Source organism: Chitinophaga sp., assembly GCF_039596135.1.
Classification (GTDB): domain Bacteria; phylum Bacteroidota; class Bacteroidia; order Chitinophagales; family Chitinophagaceae; genus Chitinophaga.
The window spans coordinates 113,661-133,675 of record NZ_JBCNKH010000007.1 but is presented as its reverse complement, the minus strand read 5'-3'; the positions used below and the strand labels follow the sequence as shown (position 1 = coordinate 133,675).

Annotated in this window: 14 protein-coding genes; 8 read left to right on the top strand and 6 right to left on the bottom strand. The window is 47.2% G+C overall.

Features of this window, described 5'->3' with window-relative positions; all coding sequences use genetic code 11:
• The first annotated feature begins 109 nt into the window (after positions 1-109).
• A complete protein-coding gene (locus ABDW16_RS07610; RefSeq protein WP_343668816.1) occupies positions 110-4,315 on the top strand; it encodes a two-component regulator propeller domain-containing protein in 4,206 nt (1,401 codons plus the stop codon).
• 123 nt (positions 4,316-4,438) lie between these two features.
• Here the strand turns inward: ABDW16_RS07610 and ABDW16_RS07605 are convergent, their stop codons facing one another.
• On the bottom strand, positions 4,439-4,813 hold the full coding sequence (locus ABDW16_RS07605; RefSeq protein WP_343668815.1) for a hypothetical protein: 375 nt from the start codon (positions 4,811-4,813) through the stop codon (positions 4,439-4,441).
• Between the two features lie 92 nt (positions 4,814-4,905).
• The gene (locus ABDW16_RS07600) at positions 4,906-6,909 is read right to left on the bottom strand and encodes a glycoside hydrolase family 19 protein (RefSeq protein ID WP_343668814.1); all 2,004 of its coding nucleotides are present in this window, start codon (positions 6,907-6,909) and stop codon (positions 4,906-4,908) included.
• Positions 6,910-7,199: 290 nt separating this feature from the next.
• On the opposite strand from ABDW16_RS07600, the gene ABDW16_RS07595 reads away from it, so the two are divergent.
• From ABDW16_RS07595 to ABDW16_RS07565, 7 genes are all read left to right on the top strand, one after another.
• Positions 7,200-8,045, top strand: coding sequence for an alpha/beta hydrolase (locus ABDW16_RS07595; protein WP_343668813.1), 846 nt, complete (start codon positions 7,200-7,202; stop codon positions 8,043-8,045).
• An 87-nt stretch (positions 8,046-8,132) separates the two neighbouring features.
• Positions 8,133-9,353 carry a PAS domain-containing sensor histidine kinase gene (locus ABDW16_RS07590; RefSeq protein WP_343668811.1) on the top strand — a complete coding sequence of 407 codons (1,221 nt, stop codon included), beginning with the start codon at positions 8,133-8,135 and terminating at the stop codon, positions 9,351-9,353.
• Positions 9,354-9,366: 13 nt separating this feature from the next.
• Positions 9,367-10,428 (top strand): response regulator, encoded by a 1,062-nt coding sequence (locus ABDW16_RS07585; protein ID WP_343668810.1) that lies wholly within the window; start codon positions 9,367-9,369, stop codon positions 10,426-10,428.
• 88 nt (positions 10,429-10,516) lie between these two features.
• On the top strand, positions 10,517-10,927 hold the full coding sequence (locus ABDW16_RS07580) for a hypothetical protein (RefSeq protein WP_343668809.1): 411 nt from the start codon (positions 10,517-10,519) through the stop codon (positions 10,925-10,927).
• A gap of 88 nt (positions 10,928-11,015) precedes the next feature.
• The gene (locus ABDW16_RS07575) at positions 11,016-11,429 is read left to right on the top strand and encodes a MauE/DoxX family redox-associated membrane protein (protein ID WP_343668808.1); all 414 of its coding nucleotides are present in this window, start codon (positions 11,016-11,018) and stop codon (positions 11,427-11,429) included.
• A 74-nt stretch (positions 11,430-11,503) separates the two neighbouring features.
• Positions 11,504-11,719, top strand: a complete 216-nt coding sequence (locus ABDW16_RS07570) for a hypothetical protein (RefSeq protein WP_343668807.1) — start codon at positions 11,504-11,506, stop codon at positions 11,717-11,719.
• 71 nt (positions 11,720-11,790) lie between these two features.
• A complete protein-coding gene (locus tag ABDW16_RS07565) occupies positions 11,791-12,858 on the top strand; it encodes a hypothetical protein (RefSeq protein WP_343668806.1) in 1,068 nt (355 codons plus the stop codon).
• Here ABDW16_RS07565 and ABDW16_RS07560 read toward each other — a convergent pair.
• From ABDW16_RS07560 to ABDW16_RS07545, 4 genes are all read right to left on the bottom strand, one after another.
• On the bottom strand, positions 12,827-14,170 hold the full coding sequence (locus ABDW16_RS07560; protein WP_343668805.1) for a RagB/SusD family nutrient uptake outer membrane protein: 1,344 nt from the start codon (positions 14,168-14,170) through the stop codon (positions 12,827-12,829). The genes ABDW16_RS07565 and ABDW16_RS07560 overlap by 32 nt on opposite strands.
• Positions 14,171-14,173: 3 nt before the next feature.
• On the bottom strand, positions 14,174-17,323 hold the full coding sequence (locus tag ABDW16_RS07555; protein WP_343668804.1) for a SusC/RagA family TonB-linked outer membrane protein: 3,150 nt from the start codon (positions 17,321-17,323) through the stop codon (positions 14,174-14,176).
• Between the two features lie 409 nt (positions 17,324-17,732).
• On the bottom strand, positions 17,733-19,115 hold the full coding sequence (locus ABDW16_RS07550; RefSeq protein WP_343668802.1) for a FecR domain-containing protein: 1,383 nt from the start codon (positions 19,113-19,115) through the stop codon (positions 17,733-17,735).
• A gap of 65 nt (positions 19,116-19,180) precedes the next feature.
• The gene (locus tag ABDW16_RS07545) at positions 19,181-19,672 is read right to left on the bottom strand and encodes a sigma factor (protein WP_343668801.1); all 492 of its coding nucleotides are present in this window, start codon (positions 19,670-19,672) and stop codon (positions 19,181-19,183) included.
• Positions 19,673-20,015 lie beyond the last annotated feature (343 nt).

The following is a 20,015-nucleotide window of genomic DNA, read 5'->3' as shown; positions in this document are numbered from 1 at the left end:
TATAGGATAATGAGTAGGGGTTATTTTTTTATATTGGTCATACGAACTGATTTTACGCTTTATAAATTCCATCCGGCTATTACCACCAATGCCGGCAAAGAAAAACGTTATGCGACTGCAACAATACTTCCTTTTGTTATGCGGCTTACTATTGCCGTCGTTAACCGGGCTGTCTTTTCTGTCGGCCAGGGAAATCCACACCAATACAGATCCGTCCGGCAATATCAGGCTGGAACAATTAACTACGCACGACGGGCTATCTCAAAACACGGTGCGGTGCCTGCTCCAGGATAAAAAAGGGTTTATCTGGGTAGGAACGCTAAATGGGCTAAACCGGTATGATGGCAGGAAGTTTACCGTGTACCGGACCAATATGGGCGTATCTCAGCCTATCAGGGACAATCGTATCCGGTCATTGTATGAAGATAAAACCGGCATTATCTGGGTAAAGACGACCGAGGGGCATTATCATTGCTTCGATCCCCGCAAAGAGAGTTTTATTAATATAATACCTGACAGCGCAAACCTGACCTACGATCACTTGTATGAAGGCTCAAATGGCGTATGGTTATATAGCAAAAACAACGGCTGCCTGCACAATGGCCGGCGGTATGCATTAGGGTCGGTACATTTTGTATTTGAAGACCCGCAACACCAGGTATGGATTGGTACGGATAAAAATTTATTCAAGGTGGATGCCCGGGGCGATGCGATAAAAACTTACGAAGGGGATTTTATCAAAGCAATCGCTAAGGAGCAACAATTGTATTTTATTAAAAGACAGGGATTGATTGTTTATGACCTGTCTACAAAAAAATCACTGGCGAACGATATTACGCCCCTCCCGGCAGGAGCCACCTTAACGGATGCTGCCATATTAGCCAATGACAGAATATTACTAGGCACCCAGCAGCATGGCCTGCAAATAGTAAATCTAAAATCTAACCAGCTCATACCCGTCGCCCGGCTATTTGGAGAAGAAATACCCGGACATATCGATATAGAAACAGACCAGGACCACGGCATATGGGTAAATAACCATTCCGGCAATGTATGGTACTTTGACCCCGTGCAGGAATTCAGCCAGCGCATTTCCCTCATCCCTGCCAATGTCATGAAAGTCATTGATGACTGCCGGTTTGCTTTTGCAGCAGATCACAAAGGCAAGGTATGGATTACCACCTATGGCGGCGGTCTGTATTGCTTTGATAAACTCAACAGGCAGGTACAGCGGTTTGTATACGATACCGACAATCCAAATGGGTTAAGTACCAATTACCTGCTGAGTGTGATCGCAGACCGTTCCGGCCTGATCTGGGTAGGTGCCGAGCATACGGGTTTACAAAAACTCACCCCGCAATCCCTTCATGTCACACATATTTTCCCGGAGGCACAAACCCCTGAAAAGTATACTTCTAATGGTGTAAAGACCATCTTCGAAGATAGCTATAACCGCATATGGGTAAGTACCCGCAATGGCGCGTTGTATTTATACAATGACCACCTTGAAAAGACCCGCTCTTTAGAGCATCTCTTGCCCGGCCAATGTGCTAATATCTATTGCATGACGGAAGATGCAGGCGGATACCTCTGGATAGGTACCAAAGGAGATGGCGTGTACATTGTACACCGCGATTCCCTGCAACAAAAAGCGAGACATTTTCTATTACCCACAGGCGATAACCGGTTGGTGTATACCATCATGCAGGACCGCCAGCAGCGAATGTGGGTAGGTACCTTTGGCAGTGGCCTGTACCTCGCTACCTACAATGGCGGCAGTTCGCTGGAATGGAAGAGTTTCTTTCATGATGGGGTAAACCCTGTGTACATTCGTTGCCTCATGCAGGATAAACAGAACCAGCTTTGGGCAGGAACGAATAACGGTTTACTTGTGTTCAATCCCGACAACTTGCTGGCAGGTAAAAATAAAGTTACCACTTACCAGGCAGGATTAGGTAGTAACGAAATCAAGAGCCTCTGCGAAGACCATAAGGGCAGAATATGGATAGGTACTACCGGCGGCGGTTTCAGCCAGTTTGTGAGAAAGAAAAGGAAGTTTATTAATTATACCACAGAACAGGGCCTTTCGCACGATGTCGTAAATAGTATGCTCGAAGATGCACAGGGGAATCTATGGGTCAGTACAGAAAATGGCCTGACCCGGTTCAACCCTGAGAAGAGTACATTCGAAGTATTCTATTTTGCCAATAATGCACTGGGCAATTTATTTTCTGAAGGCGCCTGCTTCAAAAGAGAAAACGGCCAGTTGTTATGGGGGAGTATGAATGGTTTTTACAGCTTCTTTCCTGAACAGCTGAAAAATGGTAATGGCGATGCACCTGTATTACTGACAGGATTGAGTGTGGCAGGGAACCCTGTTACGCTGGAAGAATCTATCAGTACAGCGAAATCCATCACCCTGGAACCCGGGCAGAAAGTATTCAGTATCTCATTTGCCTCACTGGCATTCAGGAACCCACAGCAAAATAAGTATACTTATATCTTAGAGAATTATGAAGATGAATGGAATGCACCATCCAGTTATAATGTGGCCACCTATCGTAATCTTCCTCCGGGAAAATATACCTTCAAGGTACGGGGCACAAATGATGACGGTACATGGAGTAAGCAGGTAGCCCACATACAACTCATCGTACTGCCACCTTTCTGGCGTTCGAATATTGCCATCATCCTGTACCTTGGATTAATCATCTGTCTCATCATGGGGGTACGTACTGTCAACAAACGGATCCATCGGCTACAACATGCTGTGACATTGGAAAAAGAACTGACTGAATACAAACTCAATTTCTTTACAGATATCTCCCACGAGTTCAGAACCCCATTATCACTCATCGTGAGTGCGATGGAACAATTGATTCCGGGTAAGCAATCAGGCAAGCACCTGCATATTATGCAAAGACAAGTAGCACACCTCATGCGCCTCGCAGATCAGTTACTGGATTTCAGGAAAATACAGCATAATAAACTACAATTACAGGTACAGGAAACAGAGATCATCCAGTTTATACAGGACATCTGTAATGGGTTTACTGACCTCGCTGCACAAAAGCAGATTACCTTACACTTTCAGTCAAATGTAGATGCCTGTATGGCCTGGGTCGATCAGGGCAAGCTGGATAAAATGCTGTATAATTTACTCTCCAATGCACATAAATTTACACCTACGGGTGGAAAGATCGATCTGATAGTAACTGTCAACAACGACCTTTCTATCAAAGTCATTGATAATGGTATTGCTATTTCAGAAGAGAAACAACACCTCGTGTTCCAGCGGTTTACACAACTTACCTTCTCGCCTACCGGTACAGGTTTAGGTTTGTCATTGACAAAAGAACTGGTCACCCTGCACAAAGGAGAGATCAGTTTTGAGAATAATGCAGATGCAGGGGTGACATTCAAAATAAACCTTCCTATTCATAAACAGGCGTATCAGGCAGATGAAATAGCCCTGCAGGTGGTTCCAAAAGAACCCGTGATTCCTTTCATTGATGATACAGATACGGCGGCGGTACCACAACCCAGCTCCCGGTACAATGTATTGATCATTGAAGACAATGCGGATATTGCGGCATACCTGGCTACTACCCTGGGTCGTTACTTCCATGTTGATACTGCGGCAAATGGCAGGGAAGGATTAGAACAGGCCATTGCACAATCGCCGGACCTGATTGTATGCGATGTGATGCTGCCCGAAATGAGTGGATTGGATATTACACATAAGATAAGAAGTGAGTTTCAGACCTGTCATATTCCGGTAGTATTATTGACAGCCTTATCTTCGGGCGAGCACCAGCTGCAAGGCATTAATGCAGGTGCGGATGCTTATATTACCAAACCCTTTAGTACACGGTTCTTACTGACCACTATTATCCGGATTATAGAGCAAAGAGAGAAGATCAGGAAGCGGTTTGCCAACGATCCCGGTTTCTTTGCGGTACATATTTCAGAGAATGAAGCGGATCAGCAATTCTTGGAGAAAATAAATATGATTATTGAAAAGAACCTGGACAATGCGCAGTTCTCTGTAGATGATTTTGCCCTTTCGATGAAAATGGGAAGAACGTTGTTTTATAAAAAAGTAAAGGGATTGACGGGATATTCGCCGAATGAATACATTAGGTTAGTCAGGGTGAAAAAGGCGGCTGAGTTGTTGAATACGGGAGAATATACGGTGGCAGAAGTGGCTTACAAAGTGGGGATGAATGATCCGTTTTATTTCAGTAAGTGCTTTAAAACACAGTTTGGAGTGCCGCCGAGTGTACATTTAAAAAAGGTGAAAGCAGCGGGATAAAATAAAAGGAGAATGTATTAAAAATAAAATAACCTCCTGAGAATCGCTTCAATAACTACCTGTCTCCATCAGATATCCGAATAAAAAGAGGACGTATCGTACTTTGTGATACGCCCTCCTTTTTTATTTTACATCGATAGTTTCCGTGATATCATTACCGTCTTCTCCTCTGAATGTAAGGAAGGAAGTCCCGGGTTTGTTGGGTTTGAATTTATAACTGGCAGAACGCTCCGGAATATCCATGGTGCAAAAGCAGCCTTTATAAATAGCCTGCACTGTTACGATATGGGCGCCTGCAGAGTCCTTTTCTATAAATTTGTTAAACTGGCCACAGCCGTTCATGACATGGAAATATACTTTGATACTGTCATTCACGTGTTCTATACGGGACACGGGTACGATGGCATATTTGGTACAATCTCCACCGCCGTCGGGTGTGGTTTTCCTGCTACAGCTGCTGAGCAGCGCTACGGTCAGCAATAAGTAAATGGTTCGCATGGTATATAAACGCATGAGAATGACATTTGGTTACAACCCGCTTCACAAATTTCGATCTTCGCAATGCTGACCGCTGCCGCGGGACCTTACACCTAACGGATTCTGACTATCTTGGCAGTTCCCACCAAACCAGCTTTACCATTCACTTTCAGTACCCATACACCTGCCGGTACAGAGCTGATATCCAGCCGTACCGTGCCACTGGTATTAATTAATTTTTGCAGTACAGGGTTACCTGATTGTACATCCAATAAAGATACTTCCAGCTGCTCATGAGTTGTGTTATTAATATTCAGTGTTAATGTATTGCCGCTGACAGGATTCGGATAAGCAGTCAACGCTTCGGAAGCAGGAACAACCGCCTTAGCAGCTGCGGCTGACGTAGCCGCAATCTTTGCAGCACTTGCCGTACACAATCCCACATACGTCCACGGTTTACCATCACCCGTATTCAAATCAGGCCTATCCCCCTGTGTCCACCATTTCGCCTGGTAAATCTTCCCATCATACGCCACCTGGTTCCCCGCTGTATATATACCTCCCTGTGACCATCCTGCTATGCTACCACAAGTCTGCCCATTCCCCCCACCATTTCCGCCATTCCCGGAACAGGTACCTACTACCGCCCAGGTATCATTACTACCCGGCACGTCTGCACTACCTGCCCACCACTGATTCCGGTACACAATGGAATTATACAATACTATATTCCCAGCCGTCGTATAATTCTTACTGGCATCCCACGCCGGCAAATACGCACAACCTGCAAACGTCTGGCTATTCCACACGGCAAATGTTACAGACGTCACCACTGAATCCTTACCATTCCGCAGTGCCACCGCCGTAGCCGTATAAGACTTGTAAGCAGATGGCGTCCAGGACACACTGGTACCACTCAGCCGCTGACCATCTATATTAATATATACCGCCGTCACCTCACCTTTCGGATCATTCTTAGCTACTGATAAAGTAACCGGCGATAAACTGGTCACATCTAAAATACCATTTGCCGGAGCAGTAAACGTGAGCGACACTATCTGGCTACATTCCGTATTATCAATTGCAAACTGGCTCATATTTGCACACCCACAATTATTCGCATTGTTACCGCCATCCAACTCCAGGCTCACCCCTTTTAAACCGGTATAGCGTGTATAATGGCCAATCCGGCCTAATACTTTCGTATTCTCTGTGCCACCGCCACACTCTACCCCACCATTAATAATATTGACAGTAGCCCCAAATCCAGGCTTGAGTCCCGCAGCTGTTTGCGTAGCCGTAGGCACCCACTTGCCGGGGATCATCACATCATGGCAACAGGGCTTTGGATATTGCTCCGCCATCCAGAACCAGATTGCAGTTTCAAAGGCAATCGCCCCATCTTCAATCACTTTTTCAGGATTGGCCAGTAACACATTCTTATCGCCAAAGATAAACTCACTCGCCTGGCCATAGTTATAATTATAACTCAGCTGTATAGGGCCACGGCCGTGATATGACTTGCCTGCAGCGGGCGGGTACTCGGTATTGGTTTCATCCCTGTAGCCAATATTGGTCGTGCCTTCGTACCCTACTTCTTCCCTGAAATACAGCCCCCAGGCATAAGGCCCCCCCGGCGCCGTAGCCCAGCCACCAGTCGTTTCCTGCGAAATGTTCGCCAGGAACGCCATCAGCTCCCGCTTGCGCACCGTCAGGTCACCCTCATTCGCAAAGGTGCCATAATCCACCGTAGTGGTGATGATACTGTTAGGTGAACTGTTGAACCCATCCACCGTACGGATCACGATAGATGAACCGGTGGTTTTGTCTACACGGGTCAGGCGGTAAAGGTTTGTAGCACAGCGCCGTTCTACGATAATTTTGATATTGCTCATCCATGTCACGGCTTTGGCAAAATTAGCATAAGAGTAAAAATCCTTAGCAGCAGTGGTGGGCAAGGTGCCGGCCCCGGTGCGATCGTCAGGATTAAAGCGGTGCGGGAAAAAGGTATTCCATTCAGTGCTGTCAATGACAGACGATAAGGATTGAGCATGAACGGGAAACAGGTAGCAGGTGAACAGGATCACCCCTACGATGCGGGAAAACAACGTTTTCATAGATACAGTATTTGGTTATTTTGAGTCTGACGAAGATAGGGTTTTTATGCAATCCAAATAACTGACATGCTATAAGCTTTCTATAAGCTTTCTATAAGCTTTCTTCGACCGTTGTTCGACTGTTCTTCGACCGTTGTTCGACGCGTCTTCGATGCTTCTTCGACGCTTCTATAACCTAATACTGATTTTCAAACTATTACCCTCCCAAAGAACTGATTCTTCCCCAATATGACCTAAAACATTTTTTTTCTTTCCCGGAATACTTATTTTTATTCCATACATTTCCACTTATGAAAACTATCAGACTACTCGTCATAGTATTAGCTATTGGTATGCATACAATTGCCCAGGATAAAGACATCATTATTCATATATGGCCAGGCGATGTTCCCGGGGAAACTGCTCCGAAACACCCGGCTATAACTACACCTGACACATCCAACCATGTGGTTCGCCTCACCGATGTGACCGACCCTACCCTCCAGGTTTTCCGCCCGGCCAAACCAAATGGGGCAGCCGTGATCGTATGCCCTGGCGGTGGTTACCAAATACTCGCTATCAACCACGAAGGCTACGAAATTGCCCAATGGCTCAATACCCTCGGTTTCACCGCTTTCGTGCTCCAATACCGCGTACCTGGCAAAGAACAAGGCGCCTTACAGGATGCACAACGTGCCATCCGCCTGGTAAAAAGCAGGGCAGCGGAATATAAGATCAACCCTGACAAAGTAGGTATATTAGGGTTTTCTGCCGGCGGCAGCCTCAGCGCCCGCATCAGTACACTCTATGATTCAGACAGTTACACCAAAGCAGATGCGGCAGACAACCTATCTGCCAAACCGGCCTTTACTGTGCTGATCTACCCTGCTTACCTGGACAAGGGAGAAAACCGCTCCCTCACCCCTGAGCTCAGGGTAAACGCCAATACCCCGCCCATGTTCCTCTTCGCCACTGCCGACGATCCTTACGGCAATAGCGCCCTGGTCATGGCAGGCGCCCTTCGGGATGCAAAAGTGCCGGTAGAACTGCACTTTTTACCCAAAGGCGGTCACGGATATGGCCTCCGCAAAGGCAACGTGGCAGGCGAAACCTGGCCATCGCTGGCCGCAAAATGGCTTGCACCCTATGGCCGATGATGATAATCACCGGTACTACTGACACTGATCATATGCATTCACCCCACCGTAGCGGAATTTTACAGCCGTAAGGCTGATCTTGTAACTATGCTCTACGGTAACAACCTGTATAAAAAGGAATACGATAAAGAATTACAACGCTTTGAAGCGCTGTTCAATTTTGCCAGCATTGGCATACTGGTAACCAACCGGCAGGGAGAGATCGTGCTTATCAACGACTTTGCACTGGAACAATTTGGTTATCAAAGAGAAGAGCTCATTGGCAAAACCATTGAACTCCTCCTGCCCATGCGCTTCCGGCCCAAACATGAAGAATACCGCGACAACTTCAGTAGCCAACCCCAAAGCCGCCCTATGGGTATCGGCATGGATCTCTTTGCGCTCAAAAAGGATGGCACTGAATTCTCCGTGGAGGTCAGCCTCAGTCAATACCAACATGAGGAAGGTTCTTTCGTCATCTCCTATATCAATAATATCACTGAAAGGAAAAAGGCGGAAGAAAAGCTCGAAAAAATGCATAATGAGCTGGAACAGAAGATTGCGGAACGTACCCAGCAACTTACCCATGCCCTGGAACAACTGGAACTCTCCAAACAGGAAGTGATGATGGCGCTGAACAAGGAAAAAGAACTGAGTGAGCTGAAAAGCCGCTTCGTGTCTATGGCCTCCCACGAGTTCAGAACACCCCTCAGTACCATTCTTTCCTCAGCTTTCCTGGTAAACCAATATATAAATACTGAAGACCAACCTAAGAGAAGTAAACATATACAACGAATCATCTCTTCCGTGACCCTGCTCACCGAAGTATTGAATGATTTCCTGTCTGTAGGCAAAATTGAAGAAGGAGGTGTGCAGGTTCGAAGCAATACCTTTGATATACAGCAGCACACCACCGCCATTATCCAGGAAATGCAGGATCTGGTACAGGAAGGCCAGAAAATTGAGTACGAACACAAAGGCCCTTCCAAAGTAAAACTGGACCCTTCACTGATCAAACACATTATGCTCAATTTACTGGGCAATGCGATCAAATTCTCCGGAAAACATGCGGTGATCCGCGTCAATACCCTTCAGAAAGGACATATTATCAAACTCGAAGTAAGCGATTCCGGTATAGGCATCTCCGAAGAGGACCAGCAACATCTGTTTGAGCGGTTTTTCAGGGGCACCAATGTCAGCAATATACAGGGGACAGGATTGGGGCTGCACATTGTAAGTAAATATGCAGAATTGATGAATGGAAAAATCACATGTAAGAGTGAATTAAATAAAGGTACTACCTTTACAGTGACCTTTCTGCAATCTTAATTAAAATGCTCAAATGATGAAAACTATCTTACTAATAGAGGACAATGACGATATTCGCGAGAACACCGCCGAAATCCTTGAACTGGCCAACTACAAAGTACTCACCGCCGAAAACGGCAAAACCGGCGTGGAACTGGCGCTGGAACACCAACCAGACCTGGTGGTATGTGATATCATGATGCCAGTATTAGATGGATACGGGGTACTGCACCTGCTGCAAAAGAACCCCGACGTACAGGATACTCCCTTTATCTTCCTAACCGCTAAGAGTGAACGTAGCGATTTCCGTAAAGGTATGGAAATGGGCGCGGACGATTATATCACCAAGCCATTCAGTGGCACCGACCTGCTGAATGCCGTGGAAAGAAGGCTGAAGAAAGCCGCTGTTAAGAAACTGGAACTTACGTCAGATATGGAAGGATTACAACAGCTATTGACGAGTGCAACCGGCACAAACACACTACAAACCCTCATGGAAGAAGGTAATACCGACCGGTTCAAGAAAAAACAACTCATTTACCAGGAAGGCAACCGCCCTACCAGCCTGTATTACATACAAAAAGGAAGGGTAAAAACCTACAAGGTAAATAACGACGGTAAAGAACTGGCAGCTAACCTCTACAGCGCCGGTGACTTCCTGGGCTATGTAGCCCTCCTGGAAGGCAGCAACTATCACGAAAATGCAGAAGCACTGGATGATTGTGAACTGACCGCCATTCCCAGGGAAGACTTTGAGACACTCATTAACAATAACCGGGAAGTAGCCCAGCAATTTATCCGCCTGCTGGCAAAAAACATTACCGAAAAAGAACAACAACTGCTTCACATCGCTTACAGCTCCCTGCGTAAGAAAGTGGCCGAAGCCCTCCTGTTCCTGAAAAAGAAATACCATGTAGCCAAGGATCAGCCGTTCTCGATCGACATCTCCAGAGAAAATCTGGCAACTATCGCAGGTACAGCTACAGAATCCATGATCAGAACATTGGGCGATTTCAGAGACGAGAAGTTATTGGAGATCAAACAAGGGGTTATCACGATCCTGAACGAGCAAAAGCTGGCGAACCTTGTAAACTAGGCATGATAAAAATCAGTTTTCTTACTGACCCGTATCCTGTTTGGCCAAACAGGCGCTAAGTATCTTTGAACTGATAAGATTTTTAGCGATGGAAGACTTGCGCAATGCCCTTGACAGGTGCAAAAAACAACTGGCCGTACTGGAAAACCGGAATATCAACCTTAAGACCCAGTTAGCCAATATTTTACAATATCACTTTGATCGTTCCCTGTTAGAAAAACTGGAATATTTTCATACTGCTTTTCTTCAGATGGATACACGATTCGAAGCCCTGCGCAATGAGGTGGCTTTACAGCAAGCCTGGTTAGCCCCAAACGGAAACGATTCTTCTAATGAAGAACATATCAGGCGACACCAGCAGCACATGCTGGAAAAGCTGGAAAATATGGAAAGAGACGCAAGAAGATTGGGAATTGGATTTGATGAGTATGTAACAGAACATTTTCCCGTGAATCTGGTTACGCAGGCGCAGGAAGTAAGGAAACGGGATATAAGGTGAAGATTTTAATAAGGACCGCAATTGCGGTCCTTATTTTTTTATAAACAAATTAAAAATAAGCACTATATTAGCCCCCATTCCCAGCCCTATGCCAAGAAAAAGATGGATTGAACTAATATCAGCATTGCTGGTCTTCCTGTTTGTATATACCAGTATCAGTAAACTACTGGAGTATTCCGTATTCAGCAGACAACTCAGCCAATCGCCCTTCATTACCCAATATGCAGCTATCATCTCGTGGGCACTGCCCCTGGGAGAACTGATCATAGCTGGCCTGCTACTGGTCAGTAAAACCCGTTTACAGGGCCTTTACGCCTCCTTTTTTCTACTTTGCCTGTTCACACTTTACCTGTCGGCAATGCTCAGGTACAGCCCTTATATACCCTGTTCCTGCGGAGGCGTGTTGCAGCACCTCTCCTGGCAGGCACATATCATTTTTAATTCAGCGTTCGTAATCATTACTACTATCGGCATTCTCTTGCACGTAACAAAACCGCGATGAAAGACATTGCCAGGAACCGCCGAAAACCTGTAGAAAAGAGTAGGCATTTATCAGTTAAATTAATCCTTAAGACCATGAAAAAGACCCTTAGTATCACCTTGCTCGCCGCCGCCCTGGCGGCAGGTTCCGCGTTTGCCAGCCATAAACGTGTAACCAGCTGGATGCTCTGGGAAGGGACCATTAAAACAGGTCTCGCCAGTGACATCAAAATTCAGTATTGCAACGGGGGCAACGTCCGGGTTTGCGCCACGGATCTCGACAATGGGTACAACGTAATCTATCGCCCATAAGCCAACATTCCTAAAATTTTCAGGGGCTGATCTCCATTCAGCATCAGCCCCGCTTCATATAAAAAACAACCATGCGCAAAGCTATTTTAACGCTCACCCTCCTCCTCCTCAGCGCCATCGCCATCATCACTTTCCTGGTGAAGTCTGCGCCACTCCCCAACAAAGTGCTCAATGGATTTGACAGAACCATCCAGCCCGCCAGCTCCCTCACCCCACTGGGCAATATGCCCACCGGCGACAGCATCCAGCTCGTGAGCGGCGCTACCGCCACCCAGCTCTTTTTCACCACCACCGACCCCACCGTTATTCTCTGTACCGACTACCATTTTAAACACCCTAAGCGAATCAGGCTCTCCCTCTCCCAGGGCCTCCTCGATTCCCTGCAAACGTATTTCTACACCACCATAGACTCCCCCCTCGTACACATCTATGGCTATAACATGCCGGCGATCATTACCCTGTCCCTCTCCGGTGGCCCCGCACAGGTATTCAGACTCCCGCCCGGCGGTTTTTCAAAAGCAATTGCCATCGGCCCGGATCAGTTCATCCTCCGCAAACTGGACAGAACAATATCCGACCAGCAATTCCTGAAAGTCAATACCACCACCCAGGCTATTACGACCGAAAAGAACCTGTCCGCACTCCACCAGGATGGTGGCATGAGTACCGACGGCAGCCTGATTTATGATACAGCTACCCACCAGCTGATCTATACACATTTTTACTCCAACCGGTTTTTCAGCTTCGATACCTCCCTGCAAAAAACACTGGCTGGCCATACCATAGACACCTCCAGCTACTCCCATTACCAGCTGGCCGAAGCCACTGCCCGCAAGGAACACGTGTTCACCAGCCAGGGGCCTGACCCGATGATCAACAACGCCAGTTTTGTATACAAAGGAAAATTGTTCATACACTCCCTCCTGAAAGGAGATCATGAAGCTGCAGGTAAATTCACAAACAATGCTGCCATCGATAAGTATGACCTCAGTACAGGTCATTACCTGGGCAGTTTTTACCTGCCACTGAAACCGGAAAAAGTACGCCGCATTTTTATCTTTGATGATAAACTGGTCGCCCAGTGCAGGGATTACATTTATAGCTTTGCTATTGATACCCGGGATTCTGTGTTAAATTAGGATCACTGTCCCGCTCCTGCTGTGGAATAGGATAATATGCCGCCCAGTCTTTCCAGTAAGAAGGCTTCAGCGTACCCAATACCTCGTTCATGATGCCCCGGCGTTGCAGCGTGAGCCAGCGGTCTCCCCATTCGCAGAACAGCTCTGCCCTTCGCTCCTGCAACACGGCATCCATACACTGCCGCTTGTCAGCGACTATACCGAGGTCATTCAATCCTGCCCGTTCCCTGATCACATTCAGATCGGCAACCGCACCGGCAAAATTATCCTGCAGCACGCGCGCCTCTGCCCTGATCAGGTATTGCTCCGCCAACCGCATTACCATCAGGTATTCCCTGTCTTCGCCTGTGGTAGCGCCCCGTTTCTTATATTTATAAGGGTAATAGTAAGTACCTGTTCCATATGTAAATGATCGCGTCCACGCCGCCTTGCGGAGATCTCCATTCTCAAACGCCGCTACCAGGTCTGCCGACAACGGGTAATAAGATATACCGTCTTCCAGCGGGATAAATAATTGCCCGGGCAAAGTATACCCTTCACTGGTCCATATCTGTAAGATCGCCTGCGGACTATTGTACAGGAATGCACTGTCCTGCACACATAAGCGATACACACCCGCATTGATCACCTGCGTAGCATAGTACTCCGCACTTTCAGCATCCCCCTCCTGCAGCGCAATCCTTGCCAGCAAAGCTATTGCCGCCCACCTGTTGGCTCTCACTCTTTCTGTGCCGGGATAGCTGGTCTGCAACAGGTTGGTGGCACTGAGCAAATCCTGCCGCATCCACACCCGGATGCTATCTACACTTGTACGGTAAGCCAGTGCCGTTTGTGCCACATCCGTCGTTGTAATATAAGGCACATCCCCCCAGCAGTTCATGAGATAGTAATAACACAATGCCCGCATAAACTTTGCCTCTCCCGTCCATTGCTGCACCCTGGCAGGGGTCAGGTTCGTGGACTGCAACAAGCCTTCCAGCACGGCATTACAACGGTAAATGGCTCTATAATATGCCTTCCAGACCTGGTTGAGCTGTGCATCATCCGATGGAATACTATTGTTGACATAGCGCTGGTAATACGCGTCCAGCGTACCCCCTTCATCCCCTGTCATACCATTGATGGCAGACAATAAATTGCCATTGTAATACATACCCATGGTGTAGTAAATATCTGCCACCGCATTATCCGCACTGGCATCCGCACCAAATACAGTATCTGAACTCTGCTCGCTGTCCGGGGTAGAAACAGTGAGCAGTTTCCTGCACGATACCAGGCAGAGTGCCAGTAATATGATTCTTACATACGCCATGTACTATAGTGTTAACTGCACACCACCCGTCACAATTCTCATAGGTGGCAATGCCAGCTGTGTTTCGGGGTTTGCACCCTTGTAAGGTGAAATAATAAAAAGATCCTGCCCTTCTGCATATACCCTGGCACTGGTCAGGCGCGCCCGCTTGGTCCAGGTGGCAGGCAACGCATAAGAGATATTCAGACTCCTGAGCCGCAGGTAAGAAGCATCCATATAAGCCGCATTGGAAAGTGACAGGTTCGCATTCAGATCATATGCCTCATTACCCGCCGTGGCACTGGCCCTTTGCACATTGGTATGATCCCCTGCACGCTGCCAGCGATGGAGGGCGGTCACCGTTTCATTCCGCTGACTGCCCGGTGTATTGACCAGTGTTTGCCCCTGCTGTCTTACATATTGCAGAAAGCAACTCAAAGAAAAATGCCTGAAGGTAATATCGTTTGTGAGCCCTGCATAATAACGTGGATCCACATTGGCAATCGTCACAAAATCATTGTTGCTGGAAAGACTACCATCCTTATTCACATCTTCAAACAACGCAACGCCCGTCCCGGGGTTTACACCCAGGAAGTGATATCCCCTCACAATGTTCAACGACTGCCCTATCACAAATGTATTCGCATACGAAGAGGTGGCGAGCCCCTTGAATGCCTGTAATTTATTGCCAAAGAAAGTGGCGTTCAGACTACTCTTCCAGCTGAATTGTTTACGCTTTATATTGGTAGCAGTGAGTTCTATTTCCCATCCCCGGTTACGTACCACAGCAGGCAGGTTCGCCTGGTAACTGCCAAAGCCGGAGATGCCGGGTAACTGGTACCCTACCAGCTGGTTGCTGCTCCGGTTATCGTACCGTGCTATGGCAAAGAAAAGCCGGTCATGCAGGAAACCCAGTTCCAGTGCTGCTTCCAGCTTCCTGTTTTCCTCCCAGCTATAGTCGTTATTGGCAATGCGCAACGGCGATAGTGTGCTGCTGTTCTGGTAATTACCATTCACCCCATAGTTGCTCATATACTGGTAATCGGGTATCTGGTCATTGCCCGTGATCCCGGCACTCACACGAAGTTTCCCAAAACTCAGCCAGGTCAGATCGCCCATCCAGGATTCTTCTGAGAAGATCCATCCTGCACCAACTGCGCCAAAATCCCCAAACTGCCTGCCCGGACCAAAGCGGGAAGAACCATCCCTTCTGTAACTCATACTCAGCAGGTACTTGTCCTGCCAGTTATAATTCAAACGGGTAAAGAAAGAAATATACCTGTATTCCACATGCTTATCCGGCTTCCGGATAATGGTATCTGCACCGGCCAGTGAGCCTAACTGGCTTTCATCTGCATAGCCCCGGCCTTCGGCAAACTTGCCCGTGCTGCGGGTGCGTTGAAAAGTGCCCCCTACCAATGCATGCAGGCTCCCCTTTGCAATACGTAGGGTGTAATCGGCCTGTGGTTCGATAATGTAGGTTGTTCTCCTGTTGTCTGCCACTCTCGTAAAACTGGTAGGCGCATAATCCGGGTGCTGGGAAGATTGCGGATAGGAAAAGGTCTGTTGCATATCAATGCGGGCATACCCGCCACTGGCCTTCAGGTACAACCCCGGTAGCAACCGGTAGCGCAGCACGGCATTGCTGAGCAGATTGCTCGTCTTACTGTTGGCATGCTGTATTAAATAGGCTGCCGGATTATCGAAGGAAGAACCCCAGAAAAACTTTCCATTACTGTCATACATAGGATAATCAGGAGGCAGGTTCACCAGCGAAAAGAGATCGTTGGAAATGCTTTTATTATTATCCTTTGTAAATAAGGTCGTACTGTTCACTTCAAAACGCTCATTCACATCGTGATGCTGTATACTGAAATGCCCGCCACCCCGTGCATACGTCAGTGCAGCCGGCAATACGGAACCCTGCCTGTAATAGTTACCCGCCAGCCTGAAAGTAGTGCGGTCACTCCCCCCGGAATAGCTCAGTAGTGCATTGGTAACCGGTGCAGTGCCCCCCGTAAGGTATTTTGACCAGTTCGTGCTGCGGGTGGTATCCCACAACAATAAATCGGGAGCTTCTGCTTCGGTAGGGGTGACACCGTCGTTTTTAAAAGCCTCCCTTCTCAGCATCAGGTACTGGCTGGTATTCAGCATGCGCTGGGAACCTGCTGTACGCCCCGCGCCCTGGTAAACATTCAGGTCGAGCAGGGGCCTACCGGGTTTTCCTCTTTTGGTGGTCACAAGGATCACACCATTGGCTCCACGGGAGCCATAGATAGCCGTAGCATCCGCATCTTTGAGGATGTCGACACTTTCTATATCAGATGGATTGATGCTGTTAAAAGGGCTGATATACTTAATAGCGCCCTGTAGTTCATCTGTGTTATTGAGCGGGGTAATATCAAAAGGAACACCATCGATGATGAACAGGGGATTATTACCTGCGGCAATGGAATTACGCCCCCTGATGTATACTTTGATTTCGGCACCGGGCAGGCCGTTGGTATTGGTGATGAGTAATCCGGGAATCTGTCCCTGCAGTGCTGTGAGGGGGTTTACCACCGGCTGGGTAGCGATCTGCTGCCCGGAAATGCGGTTCACATTGCCCGTGAGCAGGCGGCGGCTACTGGCCCCATACCCGATTACTACGGCAGCATCCAGGCTATTCACCGCTTCTGACAGGTGAATCACATGGGTACGGAAGGGAGTCAATATCGTATCGAGTGGTGCAAAGCCCAGCGATGAAATGTGTAATACAGCATTGCGGGGCAGCTGGTTGAGTTCAAATGCACCGTCATTACCTGTGGTGATACCACGGGAAGTACCTTTGAGCATCACGGTTACACCAGGTACAGGTTGTTCGCCATCTGTTCTGATATAGCCCTTTACGGCATAGTGCAGGGTATCCTTTGCAGGAACAGGTGCTGGTATAGTGCTGGCATTCGCCGGCTTTTGTAAAAAGATCCTGTTGTTCAGCAGTGCCCAGCTGATGTTTTTACCTTGTAATACGATTTGCAATACCTGTTCCCAGGGTACTTTTCGAAAGTGGACAGTTACCTTTTCTGACTCATCCAGGATAGCATTATCGAAAACAAAATAGTAACCGGTCTGCTTAGAAATACTTTTAAAAATCGCTGATAATGGAAGGTGTTTACCCACCACCGTTATTTTCACACTGTGGTTAGCAGATTGGGCCAAGCCAGCGGACGGCAGTAAAAAAAGGTATAAAACACAAAGGGTTCCAATAGCGCTACAAACATGCTTGGCCATCCTCGAGTTTTAAGGTACGGACTTGTTGGCTTTTCTGACAAGTTTTAAACTGGTTGAGTTTACGCCACTACGTAAATGCTTTCGTCCTGATGGGACTTCCTCTTAATTGAGTTTACGTTACCACGTAAATGCTTTCGTCCTGATGGGACTTCCTCTTAATGAGTTTACGTCATAACGTAAATGCTTTTGTCCTGATGGGACTTCCTCTTAATTGAGTTTACGTCATAACGTAAATGCTTTCGTCCTGATAGGACTTCCTCTTAATTGAGTTTACGTCATAACGTAAATGCTTTCGTCCTGATGGGACTCCCTCTTAATTGTTGGTACTAAGATAAATCTTCTCTGCTGTAATGTGATATGCTATACCGGAAGTTTTTTTCAGGCCGTCGAGGAATTCGGTAACAGGATGGTCTCTTTCTATCACACCTGTGAGCATTTTATATTTGAGGGTAGTATCTGCCAGCACCAATGTTTTGCCGTACCAGTGGCGGATCACCGCATCGATGGCGCTTAATGGCTGGTTGTAATAAGTATATTCTCCTTTGCGCCAGCCCAACGTGATATTTTCATCAAATGCACGTACAATTTGTGAGTGGCCGGCTGCATACACCGTTTCCATACCGGGCTTTAGCAACACAGCTGATTCCTGGCTCCGTGTTGTACTCACACTTCCCTGTACCAGGGAGGTAACGATCAGGCTATCAGTATACGCATTCACATTAAATGCGGTACCCAGTACTTTTGTATCGATTGCACCCGTATGCACAATAAATGGATGCCGGGGATCAGGGGCAATGTTAAAATAAGCTTCTCCTTCCAGGTAGACTTCCCTTGTGCTTCCGTTGAAAGCAAATGGAAAGCGAAGCCGGGAAAAAGCATTGAGATGTACCTGTGAGCCATCGGCGAGCACCACCCTGTAATCTCTGCCTGTGGGAACTAATAAAGTGTTCCAGCCGTTAGCATTGCCGGTAGGTGTAAAGGTGAGCTGACCGGGTACAGGATGCAATTTTGCCTGCCGGGCAGCAATGTCTTCGCTATTGTTTTCCGGGAGACTGATGGTATCTCCATTATCCAGGAGCAGTTTGATCATGCCGGTGGTAGCAGTACCAGCCATCACCGCATTGGAGGGTCGTTTATTGACCGAAAGCAGGGAAAACAGTCCGATAGAAATAAGCATGAGTAAACTGGCAGCGGCCAGCCATAATTTAGATACCGGTTGTTTAACAGGTCGCAATTGTTCCAGGGGTTCTTCCGGCACGTCAGATGCAACGGAAATTACCAAAGGTTCTTTCCGTATCTCAGCTGCACTGGAATTTACTACAGGTTCTTCCCATACCTCACCTGCATCAGAATTTACTACAGGTTCTTCCAGCCCCCCTGTTACACCAGCAGTCTCCAAAGGTTCTTCCCCTGCCTCACCTGCACCCGGCCCTACCACAGGCTCCTCCTGCTTCTGCCCATCCTGCTGATCTACCTCCAGCAGCGACAACACCTTTCCCCACGCCATTTCATTATACACATCCGTCATAAAGCCGGGTCCTGCAGCTTCCAGCGCATCTTCCATTTCGTCGAGACACCGCCGGACACTCGGATCCGCCGCGGCTGCCTTATTCAGGTAGTCGAGGTTTTCCGGGCTGATTTCACCGCTCAACTTTTCAAGGATCAGTTGAAAGATATGTTCTTCGTTATAATACATTGAGCTAAAAAAGAAAATTGCCACCTACAAAAGGGGGACAGGTTTTTCGTTGGCATTAATAATCTCTATTTGCGAAGCCCGAGTGTTCTGAGGACTTCTCTGCATAACTGTTTAGCATACAATACACCGTTTTCCATTATTCTCCTGAAATGCTCAACCCTGTCTTTTTCAGAGCCGGACAAACTCAATGCACCATTCAAATCTACCTGGTTATAGGATGTCGGTAAAGGGAACTCAACATGTCGAACCATAAGTAAACCGGGATCAGCAGAAAAGCGGTCGTCAGAATTGCTCTTCTTTACCAGGTTAACACAACTGTTATGAACCATTTTATATAAATATCCACCCATAGAGTGGTCTATTTCAAGATAAAGCTGTTCTTCCCATACCTGTACAAATACATGCTGCACCAATTGCTCCGCCTCCTCCATTACCGTGAGCATTGTCCTGGCCTTCAGGCATAATGGCTTATAATATTTCATAAAGAAATACTGATAAGCTTTCAAATCTCCGCCTTTGAGGGCAGCCAGCATTACCGAATCATCCATGTACTGCATACAGCGTGTTTTTGGGAAATCGTTAACAGTTGTTACCGTAAATATCATATTTCCCTGATCTCCAAAACGTTAATACCATGTTAACAGGTATATTTTACGCTTTTTATGCCGTCCATGGCTTATTCCGGAAAGGAAAATCATGTAAAATTTACCTTTAAAACCGCGGGTAAACGTACGATTTATTAACTGAAACAAGGACGCTTTATTGCTTTAACGATTTAGTTTTTTTAGGAATCCGTAAAGTTATCAAGGTGTAAATAAGCCCCCTTCCATGGGAATCAATTAATTATTGTTGCTCCAATAGTAAGCTGCAAAAAAAATGGGTTCTGCCACTTCATCTATG